Source organism: Rhodococcus sp. NPDC127593 (genome assembly GCF_042671975.1).
In the GTDB taxonomy this organism is placed as follows: domain Bacteria; phylum Actinomycetota; class Actinomycetes; order Mycobacteriales; family Mycobacteriaceae; genus Rhodococcus_F.
In genome coordinates, this window is the sequence record NZ_JBHXWI010000021.1 from 77,702 (window position 1) to 101,725 (window position 24,024).

24 protein-coding genes and 1 pseudogene are annotated in these 24,024 nt (G+C 67.8%); 11 read left to right on the forward strand and 14 right to left on the reverse strand.

From position 1 onward, the window contains the following. Window positions 1–20: 20 nt before the first annotated feature. The 4 genes and pseudogenes from ACFVJ3_RS20740 to styD all read right to left on the reverse strand — a co-directional run bounded on the left by ACFVJ3_RS20740 (window position 21) and on the right by styD (window position 3,671). Entirely contained in the window at window positions 21–590 is a 570-nt protein-coding gene (locus ACFVJ3_RS20740; protein ID WP_378453871.1) for a TetR/AcrR family transcriptional regulator, read from the reverse strand. Between the two features lie 52 nt (window positions 591–642). Then, window positions 643–962: pseudogene (locus ACFVJ3_RS20745) on the reverse strand (DMT family transporter). 66 nt (window positions 963–1,028) lie between these two features. Next, entirely contained in the window at window positions 1,029–2,144 is a 1,116-nt protein-coding gene (locus ACFVJ3_RS20750; RefSeq protein ID WP_009475608.1) for an NDMA-dependent alcohol dehydrogenase, read from the reverse strand. 39 nt (window positions 2,145–2,183) lie between these two features. Then, complete coding sequence (gene styD / locus ACFVJ3_RS20755) at window positions 2,184–3,671, reverse strand: phenylacetaldehyde dehydrogenase StyD (protein WP_378453809.1); 1,488 nt, start codon at window positions 3,669–3,671, stop codon at window positions 2,184–2,186. A gap of 170 nt (window positions 3,672–3,841) precedes the next feature. Between styD and ACFVJ3_RS20760 the strand changes: the two genes are divergently transcribed. After that, entirely contained in the window at window positions 3,842–4,507 is a 666-nt protein-coding gene (locus ACFVJ3_RS20760) for an XRE family transcriptional regulator (RefSeq protein ID WP_005255983.1), read from the forward strand. 73 nt (window positions 4,508–4,580) lie between these two features. After that, window positions 4,581–5,177, forward strand: a complete 597-nt coding sequence (locus ACFVJ3_RS20765) for a transcriptional regulator (RefSeq protein ID WP_378453810.1) — start codon at window positions 4,581–4,583, stop codon at window positions 5,175–5,177. Between the two features lie 70 nt (window positions 5,178–5,247). Here ACFVJ3_RS20765 and ACFVJ3_RS20770 read toward each other — a convergent pair whose 3' ends face one another. Beyond that, window positions 5,248–6,600 (reverse strand): ammonium transporter, encoded by a 1,353-nt coding sequence (locus tag ACFVJ3_RS20770; protein ID WP_378453811.1) that lies wholly within the window; start codon window positions 6,598–6,600, stop codon window positions 5,248–5,250. A gap of 201 nt (window positions 6,601–6,801) precedes the next feature. Between ACFVJ3_RS20770 and ACFVJ3_RS20775 the strand changes: the two genes are divergently transcribed. After that, complete coding sequence (locus ACFVJ3_RS20775; RefSeq protein ID WP_378453812.1) at window positions 6,802–7,347, forward strand: HutD family protein; 546 nt, start codon at window positions 6,802–6,804, stop codon at window positions 7,345–7,347. Between the two features lie 45 nt (window positions 7,348–7,392). On the opposite strand, the gene ACFVJ3_RS20780 is transcribed toward ACFVJ3_RS20775, so the two are convergent. The 5 genes from ACFVJ3_RS20780 to ACFVJ3_RS20800 are packed head-to-tail and all read right to left on the reverse strand — an operon-like array spanning window position 7,393 to window position 10,860. After that, window positions 7,393–7,965, reverse strand: coding sequence for a TetR/AcrR family transcriptional regulator (locus ACFVJ3_RS20780; protein WP_378453813.1), 573 nt, complete (start codon window positions 7,963–7,965; stop codon window positions 7,393–7,395). Continuing rightward, window positions 7,962–8,960: a DUF3445 domain-containing protein gene (locus tag ACFVJ3_RS20785; protein WP_378453814.1), complete on the reverse strand. Its 999-nt coding sequence runs from the start codon at window positions 8,958–8,960 to the stop codon at window positions 7,962–7,964. The genes ACFVJ3_RS20780 and ACFVJ3_RS20785 overlap by 4 nt, the downstream gene beginning before the upstream one ends. After that, complete coding sequence (locus ACFVJ3_RS20790; protein WP_378453815.1) at window positions 8,957–9,934, reverse strand: PDR/VanB family oxidoreductase; 978 nt, start codon at window positions 9,932–9,934, stop codon at window positions 8,957–8,959. Before ACFVJ3_RS20790 ends, ACFVJ3_RS20785 begins: the two co-directional genes overlap by 4 nt. Continuing rightward, window positions 9,931–10,458 carry a dimethylamine monooxygenase subunit DmmA family protein gene (locus ACFVJ3_RS20795; protein ID WP_378453816.1) on the reverse strand — a complete coding sequence of 176 codons (528 nt, stop codon included), beginning with the start codon at window positions 10,456–10,458 and terminating at the stop codon, window positions 9,931–9,933. The genes ACFVJ3_RS20790 and ACFVJ3_RS20795 overlap by 4 nt, the downstream gene beginning before the upstream one ends. An 18-nt stretch (window positions 10,459–10,476) precedes the next feature. Continuing rightward, on the reverse strand, window positions 10,477–10,860 hold the full coding sequence (locus ACFVJ3_RS20800) for an ethanolamine utilization protein (protein WP_378453817.1): 384 nt from the start codon (window positions 10,858–10,860) through the stop codon (window positions 10,477–10,479). A 312-nt stretch (window positions 10,861–11,172) separates the two neighbouring features. Here ACFVJ3_RS20800 and ACFVJ3_RS20805 point away from each other — a divergent pair, with 312 nt between their 5' ends. From ACFVJ3_RS20805 to ACFVJ3_RS20830, 6 genes are all read left to right on the forward strand, one after another. Continuing rightward, a complete protein-coding gene (locus tag ACFVJ3_RS20805; RefSeq protein ID WP_378453818.1) occupies window positions 11,173–12,366 on the forward strand; it encodes an NAD(P)/FAD-dependent oxidoreductase in 1,194 nt (397 codons plus the stop codon). Window positions 12,367–12,411: 45 nt separating this feature from the next. Further along, window positions 12,412–13,773 carry a type III glutamate--ammonia ligase gene (gene glnT, locus ACFVJ3_RS20810; RefSeq protein ID WP_378453819.1) on the forward strand — a complete coding sequence of 454 codons (1,362 nt, stop codon included), beginning with the start codon at window positions 12,412–12,414 and terminating at the stop codon, window positions 13,771–13,773. Between the two features lie 24 nt (window positions 13,774–13,797). After that, window positions 13,798–14,694: a glutamine amidotransferase family protein gene (locus tag ACFVJ3_RS20815; protein ID WP_378453820.1), complete on the forward strand. Its 897-nt coding sequence runs from the start codon at window positions 13,798–13,800 to the stop codon at window positions 14,692–14,694. Further along, window positions 14,682–15,380, forward strand: coding sequence for a protein glxC (locus ACFVJ3_RS20820; protein WP_378453821.1), 699 nt, complete (start codon window positions 14,682–14,684; stop codon window positions 15,378–15,380). Before ACFVJ3_RS20815 ends, ACFVJ3_RS20820 begins: the two co-directional genes overlap by 13 nt. Before the next feature lie 10 nt (window positions 15,381–15,390). Beyond that, window positions 15,391–16,707 carry an FMN-binding glutamate synthase family protein gene (locus tag ACFVJ3_RS20825; RefSeq protein WP_378453822.1) on the forward strand — a complete coding sequence of 439 codons (1,317 nt, stop codon included), beginning with the start codon at window positions 15,391–15,393 and terminating at the stop codon, window positions 16,705–16,707. A gap of 104 nt (window positions 16,708–16,811) precedes the next feature. Next, the gene (locus ACFVJ3_RS20830; protein WP_378453823.1) at window positions 16,812–18,044 is read left to right on the forward strand and encodes an allantoate amidohydrolase; all 1,233 of its coding nucleotides are present in this window, start codon (window positions 16,812–16,814) and stop codon (window positions 18,042–18,044) included. A gap of 41 nt (window positions 18,045–18,085) precedes the next feature. Here ACFVJ3_RS20830 and ACFVJ3_RS20835 read toward each other — a convergent pair whose 3' ends face one another. Continuing rightward, entirely contained in the window at window positions 18,086–18,676 is a 591-nt protein-coding gene (locus ACFVJ3_RS20835; protein WP_037231167.1) for a TetR/AcrR family transcriptional regulator, read from the reverse strand. Between the two features lie 80 nt (window positions 18,677–18,756). Between ACFVJ3_RS20835 and ACFVJ3_RS20840 the strand changes: the two genes are divergently transcribed. Both ACFVJ3_RS20840 and ACFVJ3_RS20845 read left to right on the forward strand, forming a co-directional pair. Continuing rightward, window positions 18,757–19,143 carry a DUF1304 domain-containing protein gene (locus ACFVJ3_RS20840; protein WP_378453824.1) on the forward strand — a complete coding sequence of 129 codons (387 nt, stop codon included), beginning with the start codon at window positions 18,757–18,759 and terminating at the stop codon, window positions 19,141–19,143. A 26-nt stretch (window positions 19,144–19,169) separates the two neighbouring features. Beyond that, on the forward strand, window positions 19,170–20,177 hold the full coding sequence (locus ACFVJ3_RS20845; protein ID WP_378453825.1) for an NADP-dependent oxidoreductase: 1,008 nt from the start codon (window positions 19,170–19,172) through the stop codon (window positions 20,175–20,177). A gap of 59 nt (window positions 20,178–20,236) precedes the next feature. On the opposite strand, the gene xylB is transcribed toward ACFVJ3_RS20845, so the two are convergent. From xylB to ACFVJ3_RS20860, 3 genes are read right to left on the reverse strand one after another with little or no spacing between them, the layout of a single operon-like run. Beyond that, window positions 20,237–21,619 (reverse strand): xylulokinase, encoded by a 1,383-nt coding sequence (gene xylB, locus ACFVJ3_RS20850; RefSeq protein WP_378453826.1) that lies wholly within the window; start codon window positions 21,617–21,619, stop codon window positions 20,237–20,239. Beyond that, window positions 21,616–22,539: a carbohydrate kinase gene (locus tag ACFVJ3_RS20855; protein WP_378453827.1), complete on the reverse strand. Its 924-nt coding sequence runs from the start codon at window positions 22,537–22,539 to the stop codon at window positions 21,616–21,618. Before ACFVJ3_RS20855 ends, xylB begins: the two co-directional genes overlap by 4 nt. Then, window positions 22,536–24,017, reverse strand: a complete 1,482-nt coding sequence (locus ACFVJ3_RS20860; protein WP_378453828.1) for a mannitol dehydrogenase family protein — start codon at window positions 24,015–24,017, stop codon at window positions 22,536–22,538. The genes ACFVJ3_RS20855 and ACFVJ3_RS20860 overlap by 4 nt, the downstream gene beginning before the upstream one ends. Between the last annotated feature and the right edge of the window lie 7 nt (window positions 24,018–24,024).

The following is a 24,024-nucleotide window of genomic DNA, read 5'->3' on the forward strand; positions in this document are numbered from 1 at the left end:
TTGGTGGAGCGGCCGACGGCTCAGAGTGCGGCGACGAACTGCTCGAGCATCTCCAGCTGACGCTCCGACGACGTTTCGCCCGGCGTGAGGACACCCAGAATCTGCATGCCCATCATCATGTTGAGAAGCTGCTCGACCACGATGCTGACGTCGATGTCGCCGACGGTGCCCTCCTCGCGGGCCTGCTCGAGGAAGATCGCCATCTGCTCACGCCAGTGGTCCATGGTCCGCCGGTTGGTCGCGGCCATCTGCTCGTCGTACATGGCCCGCGGCCACAGCGAGGCGGCGATCCGGGCCTCGAGGAGTTGCTCCTCGTTGATCGGCATCACTTCGCGGCAGAGGATCCGCAGTGCGTCGAGACCGGTCGCGTCGCCGAGCGCCTCCGCGATCCGGCGGTCGGTGGCCTCGGAGATGTGCTCGTACGAGGTACGGAGGATCTCGTCCTTGCCGGCGAAGTAGTGGCTCAGGGCGCCGTTGGTGTACCCGGCCTCGGTGGCGATGTCGCGCATGTTGGCAGCGTCGATACCGCGGGCAGCGATCAACCGCCAGGCGGCGGCGGTGATGCTGCGCCGACGCTCGTCGTGATCCACGAGCTTAGGCACGACGCGTACCTGCCCCACCAGCGATCATGCGACCACGGTATCAATGAGCTCCGCCGAGATTGAGAACGACCACTCCCGAGACGACGAGACCCAGGCCGAATACCTTGGTCGCGGTCAAAGGCTCGCCGAGGAACGCGGCACCGATCGCGACGATCGCCGCGGTCCCGAGCCCCGACCACATGGCGTAGGCGATGCCGACCGGCACCGTCTTGACCGCCTGCGACAGGAACACGAACGCGAGAATGTAGCCGGTGAGGCACCCGACGGTCGGCCAGAGCTTGGTAAAGCCCTCGGTGGACTTCAGCAGGCTGTTCCGAAGACCTCGGCGGCGATCGCGGCAATCAGGAACACGTACGGCATGGGGACAGGGAACCATGTCGGGAGCGGAGAGACGTGCAGCGCCCCACCGCTCCCGACAGTGCCGATCTACGAGTACATGATGACGCCGCGGACGTTCTCGGCCTTCCGCATCGCCTCGTAGCCGTCGTTTATCTGATCGAGTGTGTATGTCCTCGTGATCATCTCGTCGAGCTTCAGCTGACCCTCCATGTACAGGCGCAGCAGATGAGGGATGTCGAACCGAATGTTCGCGTTGCCGAACCACGCCCCCTTGAGGGTCTTGCGCATCGCCGTCAGATCGAACAGGTTCAGATCGACGTCGTTCTGCGTGACGTCGCCGACCGACACGTGGACGCAGGTGCCGCCCTTGGCCACCAGGCTCATCGCCGGGGCGATGATGCGGCCACTCGCATTCGCGACGGTGATGAGAACCTTGTCGGCGAGCTGGCCCCACGTCAGATCCTGGAGGAGGGGGAGCGCCTCGTCGATGCTCGCCGCGGTGTGGGTCGCGCCGAAGATCTTGGCCTGCTCCCGTTTGAATTCCGACGGGTCGACGACCACGACGTGCCGGGCCCCGGCGAGCGCTGCGCCCTGGACCGCCCCGCACCCGACGCCGCCCATGCCGATCACGACGACGGTCTCACCGGCCTGGACGCCGGCCGCGTACACCGACGACCCCCAGCCGGTGGTGACGCCGCAGCCGACCAGCGCCGCCTTGTCGAGGGGGATGTCCTTCGTGATCTTGACACACGACGCCTCGTTGACCACCGTGTACGGCGAGAACGTCCCGATCAGGCACTGGATGGCGGCGTCCTTGCCGCGAACGTGATGCCGCGCCGTGCCGTCCGAGATCTGCCAGCCCTCGAGCAGGTGGGCTCCCAGGTCGCAGATGCTGGACTGGCCGGTCGCGCACTGCCGGCACCGGCCGCACGCGGGGATGAATCCGAGAGCGACGTGATCGCCCTTCTCGACGCTGGTGACACCGGGCCCGACCTCGAGCACGACTCCGGCGCCCTCGTGGCCACCGATGAACGGGTAGTACTCGAGCGGCAGGCTGCCGTCCCGGACATGCTCGTCCGAGTGGCACATCCCCGACGCCGCCAACTGCAGAAGCACTTCACCGTGCTTCGGCGGGTCGAGTTCCAGTTCTTCGATCTGCCACGGCTGACCGGGCTCCCACAGCACTGCTGCCTGGGTCTTCATAAGTCCTGCTCCTGTCCGACGACGTCGATGCGGTGGGGGTCAGAGGATGATCGTGACGACCTTCTCCTCGGTGTTGGCTTCGATTCCGGCCCAGCCGAGTTCGCGGCCGGTGCCGCTGGTCTTCATGCCGCCCCAGGGCAGGGCGGGGTCGATCGGTGCCCAGCCGTTGACCGCGACCGCTCCGGCGCGGACCTTGCCTGCGAGGGTGTGGGCGTGGGACACGTCGCGCGTCCAGATGGTGGCGGCCAGGCCGTAGTCGGTGGCGTTGGCGATCGCGATCGCCTCGTCGGTGGTGTCGAACGCGATGACGGTGCCGACGGGTCCGAAGATTTCTTCTCGCGCGATCTTCATGTCGTTGTTCGCGTCGGCGAAGATGGTCGGCTGGACGAAGAACCCGTCCCCGTCCGGGCGGCCACCGCCGGCGGCGACCCGCGCGCCCTCGCTGCGTCCGGCCTCGATGTAGCCGAGGACGGTGTCGCGCTGCTTCGCGTTGACCAGGGCGCCCATCGTGGTGGCCGGATCGAACGGGTCGCCGAGGACCTGCGCGGCGGCGGCGGCGGCGAGGCCGTCGACGACCTGCGAGTACAGCGACCGGTGCACGAGGATGCGGGTGCCCGCGGCGCAGACCTCGCCCTGGTTGAAGAACAGTCCCATTGCCGTGCCGTTGATGGCGGCCTCGAGGTCGGCGTCGGGGAGGATGATCTGCGGGGACTTGCCGCCGAGTTCGAGGGTGGTGCGCTTGAACGTGTCGGCGGCGCGCTTGGCGATGATCCGGCCGACGCGGGGGCTGCCGGTGAAGCTGATCTTGTCGACGCCGGGGTGGCCGGCGAGTGCGTCGCCGGCGACCTCGCCGAGTCCGGGCACGATGTTGACGGTGCCTGCGGGCAGTCCGGCCTCCTCCAGCAGCGTCGCGAGGTGCAGGATCGACAGCGGTGCGTCCTCCGGCGGCTTGACCACCAGGGTGTTCCCGGCGGCGAGCGCGGGGGCGATCTTCCACGCCGAGATCATCAGCGGGGTGTTCCACGGGACGATCGCGCCGATCACGCCGACCGGTTCGCGGACCGTGTACGAGTGGGTGGGCTGCCCGAAGTAGCCGGCGGTCGGGATGGACTGGCCGGTGATCTTGTCGGCCCAGCCGGCGAAGTGCCGGAACGTGCCCGCGGCCATCGGGATGTCGAGCATGGTGGGCTGGCCGACGGGTTTGCCGACGTCGAGGGCCTCGAGCCGGGCCAGGATCTCACTGTCGCGTTCGATGAGATCGGCGACCTTGTTCAGGATCCGTCCGCGGGCGGCGCCGGGCAGCGACCCCCATTCACCGTTCAGCTGGGTGCAGGCGGCGCGGACCGCGTCGTCGATGTCCTGGCCGGTTCCGGCGGACACGTCGACGAGCGGCTTTCCGGTGGCCGGGTTCAGATCCGTGAACGTCCCGCCGTCCGACGCCGGGCGCCACTGTCCGCCGATGAACAGCTGCGTTGCGGTTCCATCAGGAAGCCCTGTGGCACTGACGTTCTCGTGTACTGCGGTCATAGCGTCAACTCTCCCGGTGGTGTTGTGATGGCTGTCACAAGCATGCGGGCGCGGGCGCGGCGTCGTCTTGCACGCATGCGCATGGTTGTTGCTCGTATGCGCACCGATTCGCCGTCCGACGTAGTGAGTCGCGGTTTCCTGACAGTAAACGGCGCTGCTACGATGCGGACGTGACCACTCGACCCGAGACCGAGGTCCACCGCGACACGGGAGACCCCGCGCCCGTCGAGCGTGAGGTGCCGTCCGATACGCCGACCGGGCCCGATCTCGAGAAGGTGATCGCCAGACAGGTCCGGTCGCTCCGCAAAGCCAGTGGACTCTCCGTCGGAGACATGGCGGCCAAGGTCGGGATCTCGAAGGCCATGCTGTCCAAGATCGAGAACTCGCAGACCTCCTGCAGCCTGTCGACGCTGGCGCGTCTGGCGGCCGGACTCGACGTGCCCGTGACATCTCTGTTCCGGGGCGCCGACACCGCCCGTGACGCCGTGTACGTCGAGGCGGGCCACGGTGCCGTCATCGTCGGGCGAGGCACCCGGGTGGGGCACCACTACGAACTTCTCGGCGCACTGCGCGGGCAGCACAAGCGACTCGAACCGGTGCTGGTCACGCTCACCGACTCCAGCGAGACGTTTCCGCTGTTCCAGCATGCCGGCACCGAACTGCTCTACATGCTCGAGGGCGTCATGGTCTACGGGCACGGCGAGGCCGAGTACACGCTGCGGCCAGGGGATTCGCTGCTTCTCGACGGTGAAGGTCTGCACGGTCCCAACGATCTCGTGCGGTTGCCCATCCGATTCCTCGCCGTCACGGCGTACCCCGACCACCACGAGGACTGACGACAGGAACCGCGATTTCGGCCTTCCTCCGCACCCTGCGCCGGGCGTAGAGTGGCGGGTGGTTCGAAAGGTCGTGGTTACGGTGATAGCGACAGTTCAGATAGCGTCCGACGGCAAGTCCGCGCTGCCCTTCGACCGCCTCGAGCCGGTTCACCTGGCCACCGCGGGCACGATCGGTCTCTACTATTTCGACTACGGCACCGATGCGCGGAGGAACCCGGACGATCTCGGCGACTTCTACGTCGTTCAGGTTCCGCTGTCGGGTACGGCCCGAATTACCTCTGGCGCAGAAGAGTTCGATTCGACCATGTCGGTCGCGTCCATTCTGCAGCCGGGACGCCCCGCAACCATGCAGTGGCACGAAGGGCAATCTCAGCTGATCATCCGACTGGCGCGCCGGAGTCTCGAGGACCACTTGCAGGAAATTCTCGGGAGCCCGCTCGGTGAACCGCTGAGATTCGAGCCGCAGATGGAACTCGGACGCCCCGCGATCCGCGGGTGGCGGGAGGCGGTCGAACTTCTGGAGCACGAAGTCGCGAATCATGCCGCGATTACTGCAGATTCGGCGGCAATGGAGGAATCCGAACTGATCGTGCTGAGTCAGTTCCTGTCCGCTCAGCCGAACAACTACAGCGAGAGGCTTCGGAGTCTGGCCCAGAGCTTGACCTAGCTGGGCACACCAGTGGCCCTGCCCCGCGGAGTGCTGCGGGGCAGGGCCACTGTCTGTGCCGGGACCGGGATCAGGCCTTGGCGGGGTCCGCCGCCCTGGTCGTGATTGCTTCTGCGCCGAGCACCGCGTCGGTGCCGTGCTTGGAGGCGCCGGTGAGGCCGACGGCATCGAGTACGTAGGCCGTCTCGCCGTGGACGGACACGTCGAGACCGTCGTATTCGCTTTCCTGGTCGGCGCGGATGCCCATGAACTTCTTCAGTGCCGCGGCGATCACCAGCGTGACGACGAAGCAGTAGGCGAGAACGGTTGCCACGGCAACACATTGGCGCCACAGCACGTCGACGCCGCCGCCGTAGAAGAGTCCCGCGGCGCCGTTGGGAGCGGCCGGATCCGCGAGGAAACCGATCAGAACGGTGCCGAGGACGCCGCCGACCAGGTGCACGCCGACGACGTCGAGCGCGTCGTCGTAGCCGAGCCGGTACTTCCAGGACACCGCGAAGCAGCAGACCGCGCCGGCGGCGCCTCCGACGACGAGTGCGCCGAGAGGTGAGACGGCGCCGCAGGCCGGCGTGATGGCGACCAGTGCCGCGATCAGACCCGACGCGGCGCCCAGCGACGTCGCGTGGCCTTCACGCAGTTTCTCGACTGCCAGCCATGCGCAGATGCCGGCGCACGCCGCGGCGACGGTGTTGAGGATGACGACGGATGCGCTGTTACCGGCGGACAGCGCCGAGCCGCCGTTGAATCCGAACCAACCGAAGAGCAGGATGCCGGCGCCGAGCATGGTCAGGGGAAGGCTGTGCGGGCGGGGCGAGACGGGGAACGTCTTGCGGGCCCCGAGAACCAGGACGACGGCGAGAGCGGCGACGCCGGCGTTGATGTGCACAGCCGTTCCACCGGCGAAGTCGATGGCGCCGAGGGTGTTGGCGATCCACCCGCCGATCACCGATCCGTCCGCGGAGTCGAACGCGAACACCCAGTGGGCGACGGGAAAGTAGACGAACGTGGCCCACAGTCCGGCGAACAGCATCCAGGCGCCGAACTTCATCCGGTCGGCCAGCGCACCCGAGATGAGTGCCACGGTGATGCCGGCGAACAGCAGCTGGAATCCGGAGACCAGCGCTGGCGGCAGTCCGGGTTCGGCCGGCGCCTCCAGCAGCGCGCTGGAGCCGAAGAACTCGAGGGGGTCGCCCAGGATGCCGAGACCGCCGAGGGAGTTACCCAGCACGGCGGAGTAGCCGAACACGATCCACAGCACGCCGACGACGGCGAACGCGCCGAACGTCATCATGGCCATGTTGAGCGTGTTGCGCACGCTGACCATTCCGCCGTAGAACATGGCCAGGCCCGGCACCATGAGGCTCACTGCCGTGAAGGCCGCCAAAATCCAGGCGGTGTCGGCCGCAGCGACTGCTTCGTTCATAGTCGTCCACCTTGATCGAGGATGACGTGACACTCGTGGTGTCCGCCGTTGGGAATCAATGTCTAGCGTCAGTGAACCAAATTGCAGATTGCGGCAATGGTTCGCCACGTGACAACTGCGTAACGGATCTCGGCGTGCGCCTGAGTCGTATCGTGGTGGACGGAGTATCGTCACAGTGAACCTGCTAGGTGAGGAGAATCAGTGACCGCAGAGGCCCGCATCATTCGGCGCGCGGAGCGCCGGACCGTCCCGTGGGCCAACGGCGCGGGCACCACTGCCGAGATCGCTGCCGATGCCGCGTCCCGTTGGCGCTTCAGCGTCGCGACGCTCAAGGCGGGTTCGACGTTCTCGCCGTTTCCCGGCGTGGATCGGATATTCACGGTGATCGGCGAGAATCCCGTGTCACTCGACTTCGGTGGCGCTCCCACCGAAATTCCGCGCCTGAGTCCGACGGCCTTCGCCGGTGAGCGCGGCCCCGACTGTGTGGCGGAAGGTCCGACCGAGGCGTTCAACGTCATGGTGCACAGGTCCACCACCGCGGCCTCCGTGGACATCTTTGACATCGGAGAGGCGCACGACGCGGACGCCGGCGGCCGGCTGGCCGTCCTCGTCCTGATCCTCGGCGGGCGGCTGGCGACGGACCTCGGGCCCGCCGGCCCGGGCGACTGCCTCCTCGTCGAGCGGGGCTCGGTGTGCCTGTACGGACCGGCGTCGGTCGTGGTGGCGGAGATCCTCGACCGCACGTGAGTGGCAAAGCGTGCCGGGGCACACTTTGCCACTCACATGCCGGGGCTACCTCGCGGTCGAGAGGATTCGGCGCAGGCGCTCGATCGCGCGCTCCGTCGCGGGGCGATCCTTCGCGACGAGCTGGTGCATGATGAATCCCTCGATCGCCGAGTACACCAGCAGGGTCAGGTCTTCGTCGGCGGTGATGCCCAGCCGGGTCAGTGCCTGGGAGGTGGCCTCGATGTACGTGGCGTACAGCAGTTTCACGTGCGGGTCGAGGCGCGGGGTCCGCCGGGACTCGAGCATCAGCTCGTACTGGAAGACCTGGAGGTCGGGGTCGCGGGCGACGAGGTCGGTGAGGTGCTCGACGAAGTGGTCGAGCGACGATCCGGCGGCGATGTCGGCGAAGACGCTCGCGCTCTTGTCCAGCGCGTAGCGGAGCGCGGCGTCGAGGAGGGCGTCCGTCGACCCGACGCTGCGCAGGACGGCCTCGTCCGAGACGCCGGCCTCCCGGGCGACGGCCTGCGTCGTGAGCCCGCGCAGGCCGTCGCGGGCGATCACGGAGACCGTCGCGAGAACGAGGTCGAGAAGCTGATCGCTCTGGGGCACTGCCCGCCGCCGCCCGTCAGCCAGCGTCACAGTTCCACATTCCCATGGGTCAGCAGCCATCTCATGCCGGGTTCCCGGGTGCGATTGATGCCCTTGTATTCGGCCATGTCCACCGGAAGGTCCTCGAGCACCCGGTACAGCCGTTCGCCCCATTCCGGAACGGACGCGACGTCGCGGAACGGAAGTAGATACGACCGGATCAGGAACATGACGGCGCCGGAGTGGGCGAGCCGGATCAGATGCTGCACTTCGGTTCTCAGGAACAGGCGGTCCCCGACCTCGTCGAGTGGACCGTCGGCGAGGGTGCGCCGGTCCTTCCCCCACTCGGGGTAGGTCTCGGTCGACGTGTCGAGTTTGCCGTCGACGGTCAGCGTCCAGTTGGTACGCCGGTAACTCTGGCCGGGCTCGAGCCGCATCAGAAAGTTGTGTGCGCGGGTGATGATCTTCTCGCTGTGGACGCGCGGGACGGGGCCGTGGATTTCGAGGAAGCTCATGCCCACGTCGAATCCGAAGGACCAGTCCGCCGCGAACGTCACCAGTCCGGCGTCGCCCCACAGTGCGCCCTCGCGCTGATCGAGGAGCACGACGTCCTCCTGGATCTGGTCGCAGATGTACACCAGTGGTGGCGTCGGCAACGTGTCGAGGTCGCCGAACACGAAGGTGTGCTCGATGCCGAGGAGGTCGTTCTTCCAGAACCACCGGTCCTCGCGTCGTGCGAGGGTCATGGTGTCGGGGTATTCGTCGGCGAGGGTGCGCATCAGCGTGAGCATCGCGTCCCAGGCAGCGGGGACCATGTGGGGCAGGCACTGGTGCCGCGACGGATCCTGGGACAGGATTCGCTCGCGTTCGGCGAGTTCCCGGTGGTAGTGGGCGTCGATGGCGATGCGGGTGTCACCCCAGCTGCCGGCCACGGTGCCGGTGGGGTTTGCGGCCGGCTCGACGTTGGTGCTGTAGCGGTACTGGTCGCGGGGAAAGGGGAAGGGGAAGCGCGCGATGTGGTCGGCACGCGATTCGGTGGTTGTCACAGATCGAGCTCCAATCGGTCTCCTGCGGAACGTGATACGCACGGCATGATCGAATCTCCGGAGGCCTTCTCCTCGTCGGTGAGGAACAGGTCGCGGTGTTCGATCTCGCCGCCGCGCACCGACAGCCGGCATTCGCCGCACACACCCTGCCGGCAGAGGTTCGGGACGTTGATTCCCTTGTCCATCAACGCCTCGAGGAGGCTGGTTCCCGAGGGCACGGGCACGATCATTCCGGTGCGCCCGAGCGTGGCGGCGAAGGGCGCCCCGTCGGGCAGCGGGCCCGCCCCGAACGCCTCCGAGTGGACGCGCCCCGGCGGCCAGCCGCAGTCGCGGGCCCAGTCGGCCACCGCCGCGATCATCGGCGCAGGGCCGCACGTGTAGACATGTGTCCCGAGTGGCTGGTCCGCCAGTGTGGGGATGAGGCGGTCCGCGAGTTCTCCGGGCGTGGAGACCGTGATCATCCGGTCGCCGCACAGCGCTGCCAGCTCGTCGGCGTGCGCTCCCAGCTGGTCGCGGTAGGAATAGATCACTTCGAACGAACGACCCCACTCGAGGGCGGCCCGGACGTGCGACAGGATCGGCGTGACGCCGATTCCGCCCGCGATCAGCAGGTGGTGCCGAGCAGTGAGCACGGGCGCGAATGCGCTCCGGGGAAGGCTCACCCGAATCCGCTGATCCGGCTGGAGGTCGTGGACCCAGCGCGAACCGCCGTGGCCGTTCTCGTCGAGCCGGACCGAGATCGCGTAGTGGTCCGGCTCGATCGAGGGGCCGGTGAGCGAGTAAGAATTGTGCCGACCCTCGGCCCAGTTGACGGCGATGTGGCTGCCCGGGGTGAACGACGGCAGGGTGCGGCCCGCCGGGTCCGCGAGGACGACGTGCCGGATGCCCGGGCGCAGCAACCGTGCCTCGCGCACCGTCAGCGTGAGCCCTCCGGTAATACGCTCGCCCGCAACTGTTTCGAGGGCCGTGGTCATGGCAGTTCCTCCGAGTCGGCTCGATATCCCAGGTATGCGCTGTGGCGCCGGGAGTAGTGGTAGTAGACGGTGAGTTCGGCGGAACAACCCGCGCACGGTGTCCGGCCGCCGACGGCTACCGGCACGGAGGGCGACGTGGTGTGGCAATGCGCGCAGAACACGTCGTGGACCTGGGTGTCCGGGGAGGTGATCACCGCGGCGATCTCGGCGGGCAACGCGCCCGCGGAGATGAGCCGAGCGCGCACTGCTCCCGTCGTGCGCTCCCGGCCGGCGACGACGAACCGCCATCCGATGCGCGCCTCGGACAGCAGTTCGTCGAGCGTCCCGCGCCCGGATCCGCCCACGTCGTCGACGACCACCGTGCGTGTGGGAACGGGCGCCACGCGCTCGGACAGTTCGCGGACGACCCGCGCGCTGACCGAGCGGTCCGCGACGAGGGCGTAGCGGGTGACGAGAGCGCTCGCTGCCAGGTCGTCGACGGCCGAGTAGTCGGATCGCCACCGCGGAACGCTGGTCGATCTCATCGATACCGCCATCGCGGATCAGGGAGCGAAGGAACGGTGGCCGACGAAGTAGGCCAGTGCGCGGTCGGGGGTGGTGAAGCGGATGCGCGAGCCCTTGGGGAAGAAGATCGCGTCCTTCGCCTTCGCCACCTCGACCTGGCCGGTGTCGAGGTTCTCGAGGGTGAACTCTCCTTCGAGGACGACCTTCATCTCGTCGTAGGCGTAGTAGTAGTCGAGCGGGGTGTCGGTGCGCTGGAGTTCGAAGTAGCCGGCCGACATCTCCGAGCCGTCCGGGTTGGCGAAGACGTCGTCGATGTATCCCTTGGTGCCCGGGTACTCCGAGGCCGGCATCTGCGGCAGGTTCTCGTGGAATCCGGCGGTGACGCGGAACGGAACGGCGGTGGGCTTGTCGGTCGTGGTCATGGGTTCTCCCTGAATGGGTGGTGAGTGAGTCTGCGACTCCTCTGCATGAAACGAGGAGTAGCAACAGGAAACCACAAGATGTATTTCGATGACGTAAAGCAATTCGACGGTGCCGGAAACCTGCAGATCAGAACTGAAATTGTCATCGAAAGAGTGTATGAGCGACGGAATTTGGTGATGCATCGACAACGTTGCCGTAACACGGTCGACATAGTAGAACGGTTTCATAGTGAACAACAGCGATTCATGAGGTGAAACGAACCGTTACCCAAGCCGCAGCGCCCGACCATCCGGCCGAATGAAGGAAGCAACGTGACACAGACAGCAAAGTTCGTGATCGTCGGTGGGGGACTCGAAGGTCTCGCCATCGCCTGGTCGCTCGCGGACCGCGGAGAGACCGACGTCCTGGTCCTCGAGCGTGACACCTTGTGCTCGGGCATGACCGGCAAGTCCAGTGGCGTGGTCCGGTGCCACTACGGGACGCCGTCGCTGGCAGCGATGTCGTGGTACGGCGTCGACATCTTCACCAGGGCCACCGAGACCTTCGGCGACGACATGGCGTTCCGTCAGTGCGGATACGTCGTCGGTGTCGCCGAGAACAACATCGACCCGCTGAAGGCGAACGTCGCGATGATGCAGGGCCTCGGTATCGACGTCGACTACATCGGCCACGACAAGATGGCCGAACTGTGGCCGGGACTGCACCTCGACGACTTCGCCGCCTTCGCCTACGAGCCCCTCGGTGGCCGCGGTGAGGCGTACATGGCAGGAATGGCGTTCGGTGCGTCGGCCCGCAAGCTGGGCGTCACGATCCGCCAGAGCACTCCGGTGGCGTCGCTGCTGCAGAACGCGGACGGCCGCGTCTACGGGGTGTCGCTCGCGAACGGCGACGAAGTGCATGCCGAGCAGGTGATCCTCGCGACCGGCCCGTGGGCCCCCGAACTCGGCGCCGGTGTCGGCGTCGACATCCCGGTGAAAGCCCAACGGGCGCAGCTCGTCCTGATCGATCAGGGTGTTCCGACTCCGGAGGTGCCGGTGCTGTCGGACCTCGCGGGTCTGCAGTACATCTGCCGCGAGCCGAACGGCGAACTGCTCGTCGGCAACAGCGACCATGCCGCGCCCGAGTACATCGACCCCGACAAGTACAGCAACCGCGCAGACGACAGCACCATCGAAAAGAACATCGGCAAGCTCGGGAACCGTCTGCCCGACATGCCCGACCCGCGGATCACCTCGAGCTACGTCGGCGCGTACGACGTGACACCCGACTACAACCCCATCATCGGACCCGCACCCGTCGACGGACTGTTCCTGGCCACCGGGTTCTCCGGTCACGGTTTCAAGATCTCGCCCGCGGTCGGCCGCCTGGTCGCCGACATGCTCCTCGACGACGGCAAGACCACGCTCCCGAACGTCGAGCCGTCCGACTTCCGCTACTCGCGCTTCGAGGAGGGCGACCTCCTCTTCAGCCTGCACCCCTACGAGGGCGCCGGCGAGATGCGCTGACCCACAGACCCCCTCACCCGTAGACCACCAGTTCAGGAGCTACCCATGGCTGTCGACACTGCTGACGCGTTCACCGCGCAGAACATCGTGACAACCCCACCGCAGACCTTGTCCGAGGTGGCCCGGGCCACCGGAACCACCTTCATCCTCGCCCTGTTCGTGACGCTGTCCGGCAAGCCGTGCGCCAAACTGGTCCCGATCGAGGCCGTCGAGCAGCTTCAGGACGACGGCGTGGGTTTCGCCGGGTACGCGGCGGGGCACATGGGGCAGGAGCCCAAGGACTCCGATCTTGTTGCCGTACCGGATGTCTCGTCGTTCACGCCGATCCCGTTCGTGAAGCCCGGACTGGCGATCGTGCACTGCGACCCGCACGTGGAGGGAAAGCCCTGGCCGTATGCGCCGCGGGTGATCCTGAAGGAGACGCTGAAGAAGGCGTCCGACCTCGGCCTGTCCGTCAACGTCGGCGCGGAGATCGAGTACTTCCTCGTCCACCGCGTCGGAGACGGCGCCCTCACCACCGCGGACACCGCCGACGTCAGTCGTCAGCCGTGTTACGACGCCCGCGACGTCACCCGGATGTACGACCATCTGACCGAGGTGTCCGCGGCCATGAACACGCTCGGGTGGGGCAACTACGCCAACGACCACGAGGACGGCAACGGGCAGTTCGAGCAGAACTTCGACTACGCCGACGCCATGACCACCGCCGACCGGGTGATCACCGCCCGGTACCTGCTGTCGGTGATCGCCGAGAAGCGTGGCATGAAGGCGACGTTCATGCCCAAGCCGTTCTCCGACCGCACCGGTTCCGGCATGCACCTGCACCTGTCGCTGTGGAACGACGCCGGTTCGGTGTTCCCGGACGGCGACGACCCCAAGGGGCTGGGACTGTCGAGGACGGCGTACGCGTTCATCGCGGGAATCCTCGAGCACGCGTGCGCGCTGCAGGGTGTGATCGCCCCGACCGTCAACTCGTACAAGCGCACCGGTGCCACGTCGACGAGCAGCGGCGCCACCTGGTCGCCGCGGTACGCCACCTACGGCGGCAACGACCGCACCCACTACCTCCGGGTGCCGGACAAGAACCGGGTGGAACTGCGCGGCGGCGACGGCTCGGCCAACCCGTATCTCGCCGCGGCCACCGCTATCGCCGCAGGCCTGGACGGCATCGAACGGGACCTCGACCCCGGCGCACCCGGCTCCGGCGACAGCCCCAGCGACATGCTGCCGATGACGCTGCTGCACGCGATGGACGCCCTGGAATCGGATCCGGTGGTGACGGGCGCCCTCGACGTCGTGGGCCCCGGGGTCGCCGAGTATTTCGCGAAACTCAAGCGCGAGGAGTTCTTCGCCTGGCACAACACCGTCTCCCCCTGGGAGCTCGACCACTACCTGACAGCGTTCTGAACGACCTCCCGAAAGGAGACATCCATGTGTGGAATCGTCGGACTTCACCTGCGTGAGCCGTCCCTCTACCCACAACTCGGCGCCCTGCTCACCGACATGCTCGGTCAGATGTGCGACCGCGGCCCCGATTCCGCCGGCATGGCAATTTACGGCGACCGGACCTGGTCCCCGGTCGGTGAGTCCACGGTCTCGCTGCTCGACTGCCCCATCCCCGCAGCGGACCTCGCCGCAACGCTGTCGGCGTCACTCGATACCACCGTCACCGGAATCGACCTGGACCCGACGACGATCCTGCACGGCGTCGTCGGCGCGGCAGATCTCGCAGCGGCCGTGCGCAGCGTGGTGCCGTCGGCGCGGGTCATCGGCTTCGGCGACGACCTGACCGTCCTCAAGGGCGTCGGAAACCCCATCGATCTGGCGAACCGGTTCGGGCTGCCGTCCGCGAGCGGATGGCAGGGTGTCGCCCACACCCGCATGGCCACCGAGTCCGCGGTGACCGCCGAGGGATCGCACCCGTTCTCCGTCGGCCCCGACCAGTGCCTCGTGCACAACGGCTCGTTCTCGAACCACATGAGCATCAAGCATCAGCTCGAACGTGACGGCGTCGTGTTCGACAGCGCCAACGACACCGAGGTCGGTGCGCGATTCGTCGCCAAGCAGCTCGCCGAGGGCGTCGATCTGGAGAAGGCGCTGCTGATGCTGAACGAGACATTCGACGGCTTCTACACCCTGCTCGTCTCGACGGCCGACTCGTTCGCCGTGGTCCGGGACGCCATCTCCTGCAAGCCCGCCGTCATCGCCGAGACCGACCAGTGGGTCGCGATGGCCTCCGAATACCGCGCCCTGGCGAACCTGCCCGGCGTCGACAACGCCCGAATCTTCGAGCCCGAACCGGAAGAGGTGTACGTATGGCACCGGTAGCCACCACCGAAGCGACTGTCCTGAACCTCGAGACGTCGAGTACGCGTGCCGTCAACGAGCGGCTCACCTCGCCCGAAGCCCCGAGGAACGTCACCGTCACCGGCCCGCAGGGCGCGCACGCACTGGCCTGCGGCCTCGACTCCGGCATCGACGTCACCATCGACGGCCACGTCGGCTACTACTGCGCGGGCATGAACCAGCACGCGACGGTGACCGTCACCGGCAACGCCGGAGTCGGGGTCGCCGAGAACATGATGTCGGGGACGGTGCACGTCAAGGGTGATGCGTCGCAGTCCGCGGGCGCCACCGCCCACGGCGGCCTCCTCGTGATCGACGGCAATGCCGCTGCCCGTTGCGGCATCTCGATGAAGGGCGTCGACATCGTCGTCGGCGGCAACATCGGCCACATGTCCGCGTTCATGGGTCAGGCCGGACGTCTCGTCGTCCTCGGCGACGCCGGCGAGGCCCTCGGCGACTCGCTGTACGAGGCCCGCATCTACGTGCGCGGCACCGTCGCCTCCCTCGGCGCCGACTGCATCAAGAAGGAGATGCGCGAGGAGCACCTGACGGAACTGCGGGAGCTGCTGGATCGGGCAGGCTTCGACGCCGACCCGTCCGAGTTCACCCGCTACGGCTCCGCCCGCAAGCTCTACAACTTCCACGTCGACAACGCCAGCGCGTACTAGGAGAACCGTCATGAACACCCCGAACCCGGCCCTGCGCGAATCGGCGACGTTCGACCGCGGCGTCATCTCCGAGATCCAGCGGGCCGCCGAGACCGGCATCTACGACATCCGCGGTTGGGGTGCCAAACGCAAGCTGCCCCACTTCGACGACCTGCTGTTCCTCGGTGCCTCGATGTCGCGGTACCCGCTCGAGGGCTACCGCGAGAAGTGCGACACCGACGTCGTGCTCGGCGACCGCAACGCCAAGTTCCCGCTGCACCTGGACATCCCGATCACCATCGCCGGCATGAGCTTCGGCGCACTGTCCGGCCAGGCGAAGGAAGCGCTGGGCCGGGGCGCCAGCGAGGTCGGCACGTCCACCACCACCGGTGACGGCGGCATGACCCCCGAGGAACGCGGGCAGTCGAAGAACCTCGTCTACCAGTACCTGCCGTCGCGGTACGGCATGAACCCCGACGACCTGCGCAAGGCCGACGCCATCGAGATCGTCCTCGGCCAGGGCGCCAAGCCGGGTGGTGGCGGAATGCTGCTGGGACAGAAGATCACCGAGCGCGTCGCCGGGATGCGCACCCTACCGATGGGTGTCGATCAGCGGTCGGCATGCAGGCACCCCGACTGGACCGGCCCCGACGACCTCGCCATCAAGATCATCGAACTGCGCGAGATCACCAACTGGGAGAAGCCGATCTACATCAAGGTCGGTGCCACCCGCACCTACTACGACGTGAAGCTCGCCGTGAAGGCCGGTGCCGACGTCGTCGTGGTCGACGGCATGCAGGGTGGCACCGCCGCCACCCAGGACGTGTTCATCGAGCACGTCGGCATCCCCACCCTGGCCGCGATCCCGCAGGCGGTCCAGGCGCTGCAGGAACTGGGGGTGCACCGGAAGGTGCAGCTCATCGTGTCCGGTGGCATCCGCAGCGGCGCCGACGTCGCGAAGGCGATGGCCCTCGGGGCGGACGCCGTCGCCATCGGCACCGCAGCCCTGATCGCGCTGGGCGACAACAGCCCCCGCTACGCCAAGCAGTACGAGGAGCTCGGCTCCGCGGCCGGGTTCTACGACGACTTCCAGGCCGGCAAGGACCCCGCAGGCATCACCACGCAGGACCCGGAGCTGTCGAAGACTCTCGACCCCGTCGAGGGCGGACGGCGGCTCGCGAACTACCTGCGGGTGCTCACCATGGAGGCGCAGACCCTCGCCCGCGCCTGCGGCAAGTCGCACCTGCGCAACCTCGAACCCGAGGACCTCGTCGCCCTCACCGTCGAGGCGTCGGCCATGGCCCGCGTGCCCCTCGCCGGAACCACCTGGATTCCCGGCGCCCTGTAGGCGGCTCCGCCGCCCGTGCGCCTTTTTGGTAGCTGGGACAGCCAGAAAGGCGCACGGGTGCGAAGCGCCTGCCGGCTTGAAACTATGAGTAGAGGACCGAGAACATGACTTCCTTCGATTCGCTGTGGGCGACCATTCTCGATGTCGGACAGCACAAGTCGACCCGGGGATACCGAAGATTCGCGTGGAACGACGCCGACATGACGCTGCGCGAATGGTTCTCGGACTGCGCGCAGGCACGCGGCATGAGCGTCGAGGAGGACCGCAACGGCAACCTCTGGGCGTGGTGGATGCCCGACGGCTGGGTCGGCGACCCCCACGACGCGTTCGTCACCGGATCGCACCTCGACTCGGTACCCGACGGCGGCGCCTACGACGGACCGCTGGGGGTGGTGTCCGCGTTCGCCGCGATCGACCTCGTCCGGGAGCGGGGGATCGCGCCGACGCGTCCGGTGGCGGTCACCGCGTTCTCCGACGAAGAGGGCGCACGGTTCGGTGTCGCCTGCGTCGGCTCGCAACTGTCCACCGGGGCACTGGCACCGGGGCGCGCCCTGGCGCTTCGGGACAACGACGGCATCAGCCTCGGTGAGGCCCTCGTCGGCGCGGGCCGTGACCCGCACCATCTCGGCGAGGACCCCGACCTCGTCGACCGCGTCGGCGTGTACGTCGAGTTGCACGTCGAGCAGGGACGCGCCCTCGACCTGATCGACAGCCCTATCGCCGTGGCCTCGTCGATCTGGCCGCACGGCCGCTGGCAGTTCGTGTTCTCCGGGGAGGCCAACCACGCCGGCGCCACCCGACTCGTCGACCGACGCGACCCGATGCTCGCGTTCGCGTCCTCGGTCCACACCGCCCGCACCGCCGCGGCGCTGCACGAGGCGGCCGCGACGTTCGGCAAGGTGCGCGTACTTCCCAATGGTGCCAACGCCATTCCGTCGGAGGTGCGGGCGTGGCTCGACGCGCGGGCCGCCGACGAGGAAACGTTGGTCAAGCTGGTGCAGCAGATCACTGCCGAGGCGCAGGCCTACGCGGCAGCCGACGGGATCGGGCTCGAGGTCGACGCCGAATCGGTCACGCCGATCGTCGAGTTCCCGCACTCCACCAGGGAACGACTGCGCCGCTCACTCTCCCACCTCGGTGACATTCCCGTCCTCCCGACCGCTGCCGGGCACGACGCCGGAATCCTCTCGGCGCAGGTGCCCACCGCGATGATGTTCGTCCGCAACCCCACCGGCGTGTCCCACTCGCCCGACGAGTTCGCCGAGGCGGACGACTGCAACCGCGGCGCCGAGGCACTGGCGGACGTGATGGCGGACTGGGTCAGCGGGCAGCGGTAGCGCAGGTGAGTGGCAAAGCGTGTCGGGGCACACTTTGCCGCTCACGTGCGGCGCCATTCCTCCAGTTGCTCGACGGCGGTGTTCGCGACCGCCACGGCCTCGTCCCGGTTGACCCGCGACAGCAGGAGCGCGCTGACGGACAGTGATGTCAGGAGCCGGGTCCGGTGTGCCAGGGTGGCGGTCGACGCGTCCGGGTCGTGGGCCCGGAGTGCGTGGGTGAGCGCCCCGGACAGTTCGCGCTGGTATGCGTCGACGACGGACCGTTGTGTGTCGTCGTGCGCGGCGAAACCGGCGGCACTGTTGAGCAGCAGGCAGCCGCGTCCAGGGGTCTCGTCGGGGAGGGACGCGAGGGCGCCGGCGAGGCTGCGGTAGTAGCGCACCGCTGCGTCGGGACGGGTCGGCTCGTCGGTCAGGATGCGCAGCCGGGGGCGAACCACCCGGTCCAGGTAGTCGTGCACGGCGGCGTCGAAGAGCCCGCGTTTGCTGGTGAACGCGTTGTACAGGCTCGACCGATTCAATCCGGTGACGCGCTCGAGGTCGGGTATCGATGTGGCTTCGAAGCCCTTGTCCCAGAACAGGTCGCGGGCGCGGCCGACCACTTCGGCCGTGTCGAAATCCTGCGTGCGCGGCATGGCGATCCTCACTCCTGGTTGTGAAACGACCATTTCAGTATATATTGAAATGGTCAGTTCAGAACGAGGAGGAGTTTCGTATGGTCGCCGCGGGTCTTGTTCTTGCCGCACTCGCCAGTGCGCTGCACGTGTACATCTTCGTGCTCGAGTCCGTCATCTGGACCGCGCCGCGCACCCGCGCGACGTTCGGGACCAGTGCCGAAGAAGCAGGCGCCACCAAGGAGCTCGCCTTCAACCAGGGCTTCTACAACCTCTTCCTGGCGATCGTGACGGCAGTCGGCATCGTCGCCGTGATCATCGGCGCGACCGCCGTCGGTTCGGCCCTGATCTTCGCCGGCGCGGGATCCATGCTGCTCGCAGCGCTCGTGCTCCTGCTGTCGTCGCCCGACAAGGCTCGCGCGGCGATCACTCAGGGAACACTTCCGATGCTCGCCGTACTCCTCCTCGCGCTCGGACTGGCGCTGTGACCGCAGAAGTATCGAAAGGAACGCCCATGACGTCGAGCACCCAGATTCAGCTGATCAACCGGCCGGTGGGCTGGCCCACCCAGGACGACTTCCGCACCGCCACTGTGGAGCTGCCCGACCTCGGGCCCGACCAGGTGCGCGTGGCCAACGAGTTCGTGTCGGTGGACCCCTACATGCGCGGCCGGATGAACGACGTGAAGTCGTACATCCCACCGTTCGCACTCGGCGAGACGATGACCGGCGGAGCCGTCGGTCGGGTCGTCGAATCCACCGCCGCCACGCATCCGGTCGGCTCGGTGGTGGTCCACGACCTCGGGTGGCGCGACGTCGCGCAGGGGGACGCCTCGGCGTTCCGCGTCGTCGAAGAGATTCCGGGAGTATCGATCTCGGCCTATCTGGGGATTCTCGGACTGACCGGGCTCACGGCCTACGTCGGACTCGTCCACATCGCCCACCTGAAGCCCGGCGACGCCGTGTTCGTCTCCGGCGCCGCCGGTGCGGTGGGGACCGCCGCCGGACAGATCGCACGACTCGAAGGCGCGTCCCGGGTCATCGGATCCGCCGGATCCGTGGAGAAGGTAGCGCTGCTCACCGACCGCTACGGATACGACGCCGCCTTCGACTACAAGCAGGCGCCCGTGCGCGAGCAACTTCGCGGACTCGCCGGTGACGGCATCGACGTCTACTTCGACAACGTCGGCGGCGACCACCTCGAGGCCGCACTCGACGTCATGCGGAACGGCGGCCGGGCCGCCCTCTGCGGGGCCATCTCCGCATACAACGCCACCGAGCGCACGCCGGGCCCTGACAACATGGTGAACATCATCAGCCGCGGGCTCACCCTCGAGGGCTTTACCCTCGGCAACTACACGCACGTATTCCCCGAGTTCGCTGCCAAGATGGGACCGTGGCTCGCGTCCGGCGACGTGGTCCACGACGAGACCGTCGTCGACGGCATCGAGAACTCGGTCGACGCGTTCCTGCAGCTCATGCGCGGCGGAAATGTCGGGAAGATGCTGGTGAAGGTGGCGTAGCCACCCGTGCGCCCTTTTGGTAGCTGGAGCAACCGAAAAGGCGCACGGGCGCGAAGCGCCTATCCTCTGGCCTCGGAATACCGTTCGCGCACTTCGGGTGCCGGGTCGGCCTCGTAACGCTGGGTGGACGTCTGATCCCACTTGGGTGGTTCGGGGGTCCCGGCCAGCGTCCAGGCCGCCTGCCTGCAGGCGCCGATCGCGACGTACTCCGCCGACTGCGGAACCAGGACCGGCGACCCGAAGATCGCGGGCGCGAGTTCGCACAGTGCCTGGGAGCGGGCGCCGCCCCCGACGAGGAGGATGCGACGCACGGTGACGCCCTGGGCGATCAGGTGGTCGATGCCTTCCGCCAGGCCGCACAGCAGCCCCTCGACCGCCGCGCGGGCGAGGTGGGCGGGGGTCGAATTGCCGAGCCGGAGTCCGTGAACGGAGCCGGTGGCATTCGGGCGGTTGGGGGTGCGTTCACCCTCGAAATACGGCACCATCACCAGGCCGCCGCTGCCGGACGGCGCCGACAGCGCCAGCCGCGACAGTTCGTCGTGATCGACGCCCAGCAGCGAGGCGGTCGCGTCGAGTACCCGGGCAGCGTTCAGCGTGCACACGAGGGGCAGCTGACGTCCGGTGGCGTCGGCGAAGCCGGCGACGAAACCGCCCGGATCGTTCGCCGGTGTCACCGATACCGCGGACACGACGCCCGACGTTCCCACGGAGACGACGACGTCGCCTTCCTGGGCGTCGAGGGCGAGTGCGGCGGCGGCGTTGTCCCCGGTGCCGGGACCGACGGCGGCGCCCCATCCGGTTTCCCCGATCTTCTCGGCCGGGCGGGCCACGCGCGGCACGGCGGCCGTGCGTCCGCGCAGTGCCAGCGACAGCAGGTCGGTGCGGTAGGAATCCGTTGCCGCGGAGAAGTATCCGGTGCCGCTGGCGTCGCCGCGGTCGGTGGCCAGGGCGCCGAGATCGGACCTGCCGGTGAGCTGCCAGCCGAGCCAGTCGTGGGGCAGGCACACCGCGGACGTCCGGTCGGCGTTGGCCGGTTCCGAGTCGGCGAGCCAGCGCAGCTTGCTGACCGTGATCGCGGCGAGGGGCACCACACCCACGGCGTCCGCCCAGGCGTCCGGACCACCGAGGTCGTCCACCAGCTGGGCGGCGGCGTCGGCGGAGCGAGTGTCGTTCCACAGCAACGCCGGTCGCACGACCGTTCCGGTGTCGTCGAGGCAGACCATGCCGTGCTGTTGCGCACCGATCGACACCGCGGCGACGTCGTCGAGTCCGCCGGCGGCGGCGATGGCGCTGTCGAGGGCCGCAGCCCACGCCTGCGGGTCGACCTCGGTGCCGTCCGGATGCGACGCCCTGCCCTCGCGGACGAACTCACCGGTGTCGGCGTCGCAGACGATCACCTTGCACGACTGGGTGGACGAATCGATACCCGCGACGAGGGTCATTGCCGGACACCTGCCGCGCGATCCAGTGTCTCCCGGGTGGGGAGGTCCGCGCCGGCGCGCGCGACCGTGAGTCCCGACATCAGAACGGCGTTGTCCAGCACGTTCCGCACCTCTTCCGGGTCGATCGCGTGGAGGGCCGCGCGGCTCTCCGCGCCGAGGAAGCCGTGCGACCAGAATCCGTCGAGGAGCCCGGCCATGAACGCGTCGCCCGCTCCGACCGTGTCGACCACCTCGACGTGCCGGGCCGCGACCTCGACGAGTCCGGCCGCGCAGACCGCGAATGCGCCCTCGGCGCCCTTCGTCACCGCGACCATCGCCGGACCGCGGGACAGCCACGCGCGGGCGATGTCGACGGGATCCCGTTCGGGGTCGTACCAGCGGAGGTCCTCGTCGCTGACCTTGACGACGTCCGAGATCGACACGAGGTGCTCGATCCGCTGCCGGGCGCGTGCCTTGTCGGTGATCAACACCGGTCGCACGTTGGGGTCGTAGCTGATGGTCGCCGAGGAGCGGCGGCGCTCGAGCATGTTTGCCACCACATCGGATCCGGGTTCCATCACGGCGGCAATGGAACCGGTGTGGACGAGCGACGGGGCGCACGCACCGCTCGGGGAGGGAAGATCCCACTCGATGTCGAACTCGTAGGTGGCGGATCCGGCGGAATCGAGGGTGGCGTGGGCCGTCGCCGTTCGCTGCGGGGTGATGCTGCCGGGCGCGAGGCTCACCCCCGACTGCTCGAGGTGCCGGAAAATCGACCGGCCCCTCGTATCGTCACCGATCCGGGTGACGAATTCGACCGGACGACCGAGCCGGCCGAGACCGACCGCGACGTTGAGCGGGCTGCCGCCGACGTATTCGGTGGTGGCGCCGTCGCTCGCCGTGACGATGTCGATGAGGGCTTCACCGATGACCAGACTCATGACTGCACCTTCTCACGCAGAGCCTCGAGCGTCTTCCGTGCACCGACGCCGTGCAATGAGTCCAGCGCCCAGAGATACGCGGTGACGAAGCGCGGGTTGTCGGCCAGGTCGCCGAAGACCGACTGGTTCTCGATGAAGGCCGTGTGGTTCTCGTGCTGGCTGCGCGCGATCGGCACGAGGGAGTCCTTCAACTGGTCGACGACGTCGATGGGTTCGCCGTCCTCGTCGATTCCCTCGGCATACCGGGCCCAGCTCGCCACGATCGCGGCCGACAGTCGAATGTGCCGGTCGGCCAGCAGATTCTCGCGGATCACCGGCAGCAGCCACTTCGGGATGCGATCGGACGATTCGGCGCACAGGCGCGCGACGGTGTCGCGGATCTCGGGATTGGAGAAGCGTTCGATGAGCGTGCGCTTGTACTCGTCGAGGTCGACCCCGGGCACCGGCGCCAGGGTGGGCGTGGCCTCCTCGTCCATGTACGCGAGCAGGAAGTCGGCGAAGAGTGAATCCTGCGCGACGTCGTGCACGAGCCGGTATCCCGACAGGTACCCGAAGTAACAGAGACCCTGGTGGCTCGCGTTGAGCAGACGCAGCTTCATCAGTTCGTAGGGTTCGACGTCGTCGACCACCTGGACGCCGACGTCCTCGAATGCGGGACGGCCGAGCGGGAAGGCGTCCTCGAGCACCCACGACGTGAACGGTTCGGCGGCGACGGGCCACTGGTCGTCGATGCCGAACCGCGACGACAGCGCCTCCGTCACCTCGGGGGTGGTGACGGGCGTGATGCGGTCGACCATCGAGTTGGGGAACGACGTCTCCGCGCGCATCCACGCCGCCAGTTCGGGATCCTTCAACTCGGCGTACGCCAGGAACATCTTGCGTGCCACGTCGCCGTTGCCCTGAATGTTGTCGCAGGACATGATGGTCGGCGACGGCAACCCACGCGTGCGGCGCCGGGTCAGGGCCTCGATGACGAGTCCGAACGTGGTCCGCGGTGCGGCGCCGTCGGTGAGATCGTGCACGACATCCGGGTTCTCGACATCGAATTCGCCCGTGTCGTGGGTGAAGTTGTAACCGCCCTCCGTGATCGTCAGAGAGACGATCTTCGTGGACTCCGCGGCGATCTTCTCGATCACGGCCTCGGGATCGTCCGGAGCGAAGAGGTAGTCGACGATGGACCCGATGACGCTCACGTCCCAGGTGCCGTCCGGGTGCCGCAGCGCCAGCGTGTACAGGCCGTCCTGCGCGTCGAGGACGTCTTTCATGCGCCGGTCACCGGGCAGGACCCCGACCCCGCAGATGCCCCACTCGCGGGCCTCCCCGCGCCGCAGCAACCGGTCGACGTACATCGCCTGGTGCGCGCGGTGGAATCCGCCGACACCGAAATGCACTATCCCCACGGTGATGTCGCGTCGATCGTAATTCGGCACCTGCACGGTGTCGTCGAACTGCTGCAGTGCCTGCGCGCTCAGTTGCATCGGTCTC

What these genes read in the sequence shown, in the direction of transcription:
- ACFVJ3_RS20835 (WP_037231167.1), bottom strand. Translation starts at nt 18,676, where the DNA reads ATGCCGCGCACGCAGGATTTCGACACGGCCGAAGTGGTCGGCCGCGCC.
- ACFVJ3_RS20790 (WP_378453815.1), bottom strand. Translation starts at nt 9,934, where the DNA reads ATGACCACGGCCCTCGAAACAGTTGCGGGCGAGCGTATTACCGGAGGG.
- glnT (WP_378453819.1), top strand. Translation starts at nt 12,412, where the DNA reads ATGGCTGTCGACACTGCTGACGCGTTCACCGCGCAGAACATCGTGACA.
- ACFVJ3_RS20860 (WP_378453828.1), bottom strand. Translation starts at nt 24,017, where the DNA reads ATGCAACTGAGCGCGCAGGCACTGCAGCAGTTCGACGACACCGTGCAG.
- ACFVJ3_RS20795 (WP_378453816.1), bottom strand. Translation starts at nt 10,458, where the DNA reads ATGAGATCGACCAGCGTTCCGCGGTGGCGATCCGACTACTCGGCCGTC.
- ACFVJ3_RS20800 (WP_378453817.1), bottom strand. Translation starts at nt 10,860, where the DNA reads ATGACCACGACCGACAAGCCCACCGCCGTTCCGTTCCGCGTCACCGCC.
- ACFVJ3_RS20825 (WP_378453822.1), top strand. Translation starts at nt 15,391, where the DNA reads ATGAACACCCCGAACCCGGCCCTGCGCGAATCGGCGACGTTCGACCGC.
- ACFVJ3_RS20830 (WP_378453823.1), top strand. Translation starts at nt 16,812, where the DNA reads ATGACTTCCTTCGATTCGCTGTGGGCGACCATTCTCGATGTCGGACAG.
- ACFVJ3_RS20815 (WP_378453820.1), top strand. Translation starts at nt 13,798, where the DNA reads ATGTGTGGAATCGTCGGACTTCACCTGCGTGAGCCGTCCCTCTACCCA.
- ACFVJ3_RS20750 (WP_009475608.1), bottom strand. Translation starts at nt 2,144, where the DNA reads ATGAAGACCCAGGCAGCAGTGCTGTGGGAGCCCGGTCAGCCGTGGCAG.
- styD (WP_378453809.1), bottom strand. Translation starts at nt 3,671, where the DNA reads ATGACCGCAGTACACGAGAACGTCAGTGCCACAGGGCTTCCTGATGGA.
- xylB (WP_378453826.1), bottom strand. Translation starts at nt 21,619, where the DNA reads ATGACCCTCGTCGCGGGTATCGATTCGTCCACCCAGTCGTGCAAGGTG.
- ACFVJ3_RS20840 (WP_378453824.1), top strand. Translation starts at nt 18,757, where the DNA reads ATGGTCGCCGCGGGTCTTGTTCTTGCCGCACTCGCCAGTGCGCTGCAC.
- ACFVJ3_RS20820 (WP_378453821.1), top strand. Translation starts at nt 14,682, where the DNA reads ATGGCACCGGTAGCCACCACCGAAGCGACTGTCCTGAACCTCGAGACG.
- ACFVJ3_RS20855 (WP_378453827.1), bottom strand. Translation starts at nt 22,539, where the DNA reads ATGAGTCTGGTCATCGGTGAAGCCCTCATCGACATCGTCACGGCGAGC.
- ACFVJ3_RS20845 (WP_378453825.1), top strand. Translation starts at nt 19,170, where the DNA reads ATGACGTCGAGCACCCAGATTCAGCTGATCAACCGGCCGGTGGGCTGG.
- ACFVJ3_RS20770 (WP_378453811.1), bottom strand. Translation starts at nt 6,600, where the DNA reads ATGAACGAAGCAGTCGCTGCGGCCGACACCGCCTGGATTTTGGCGGCC.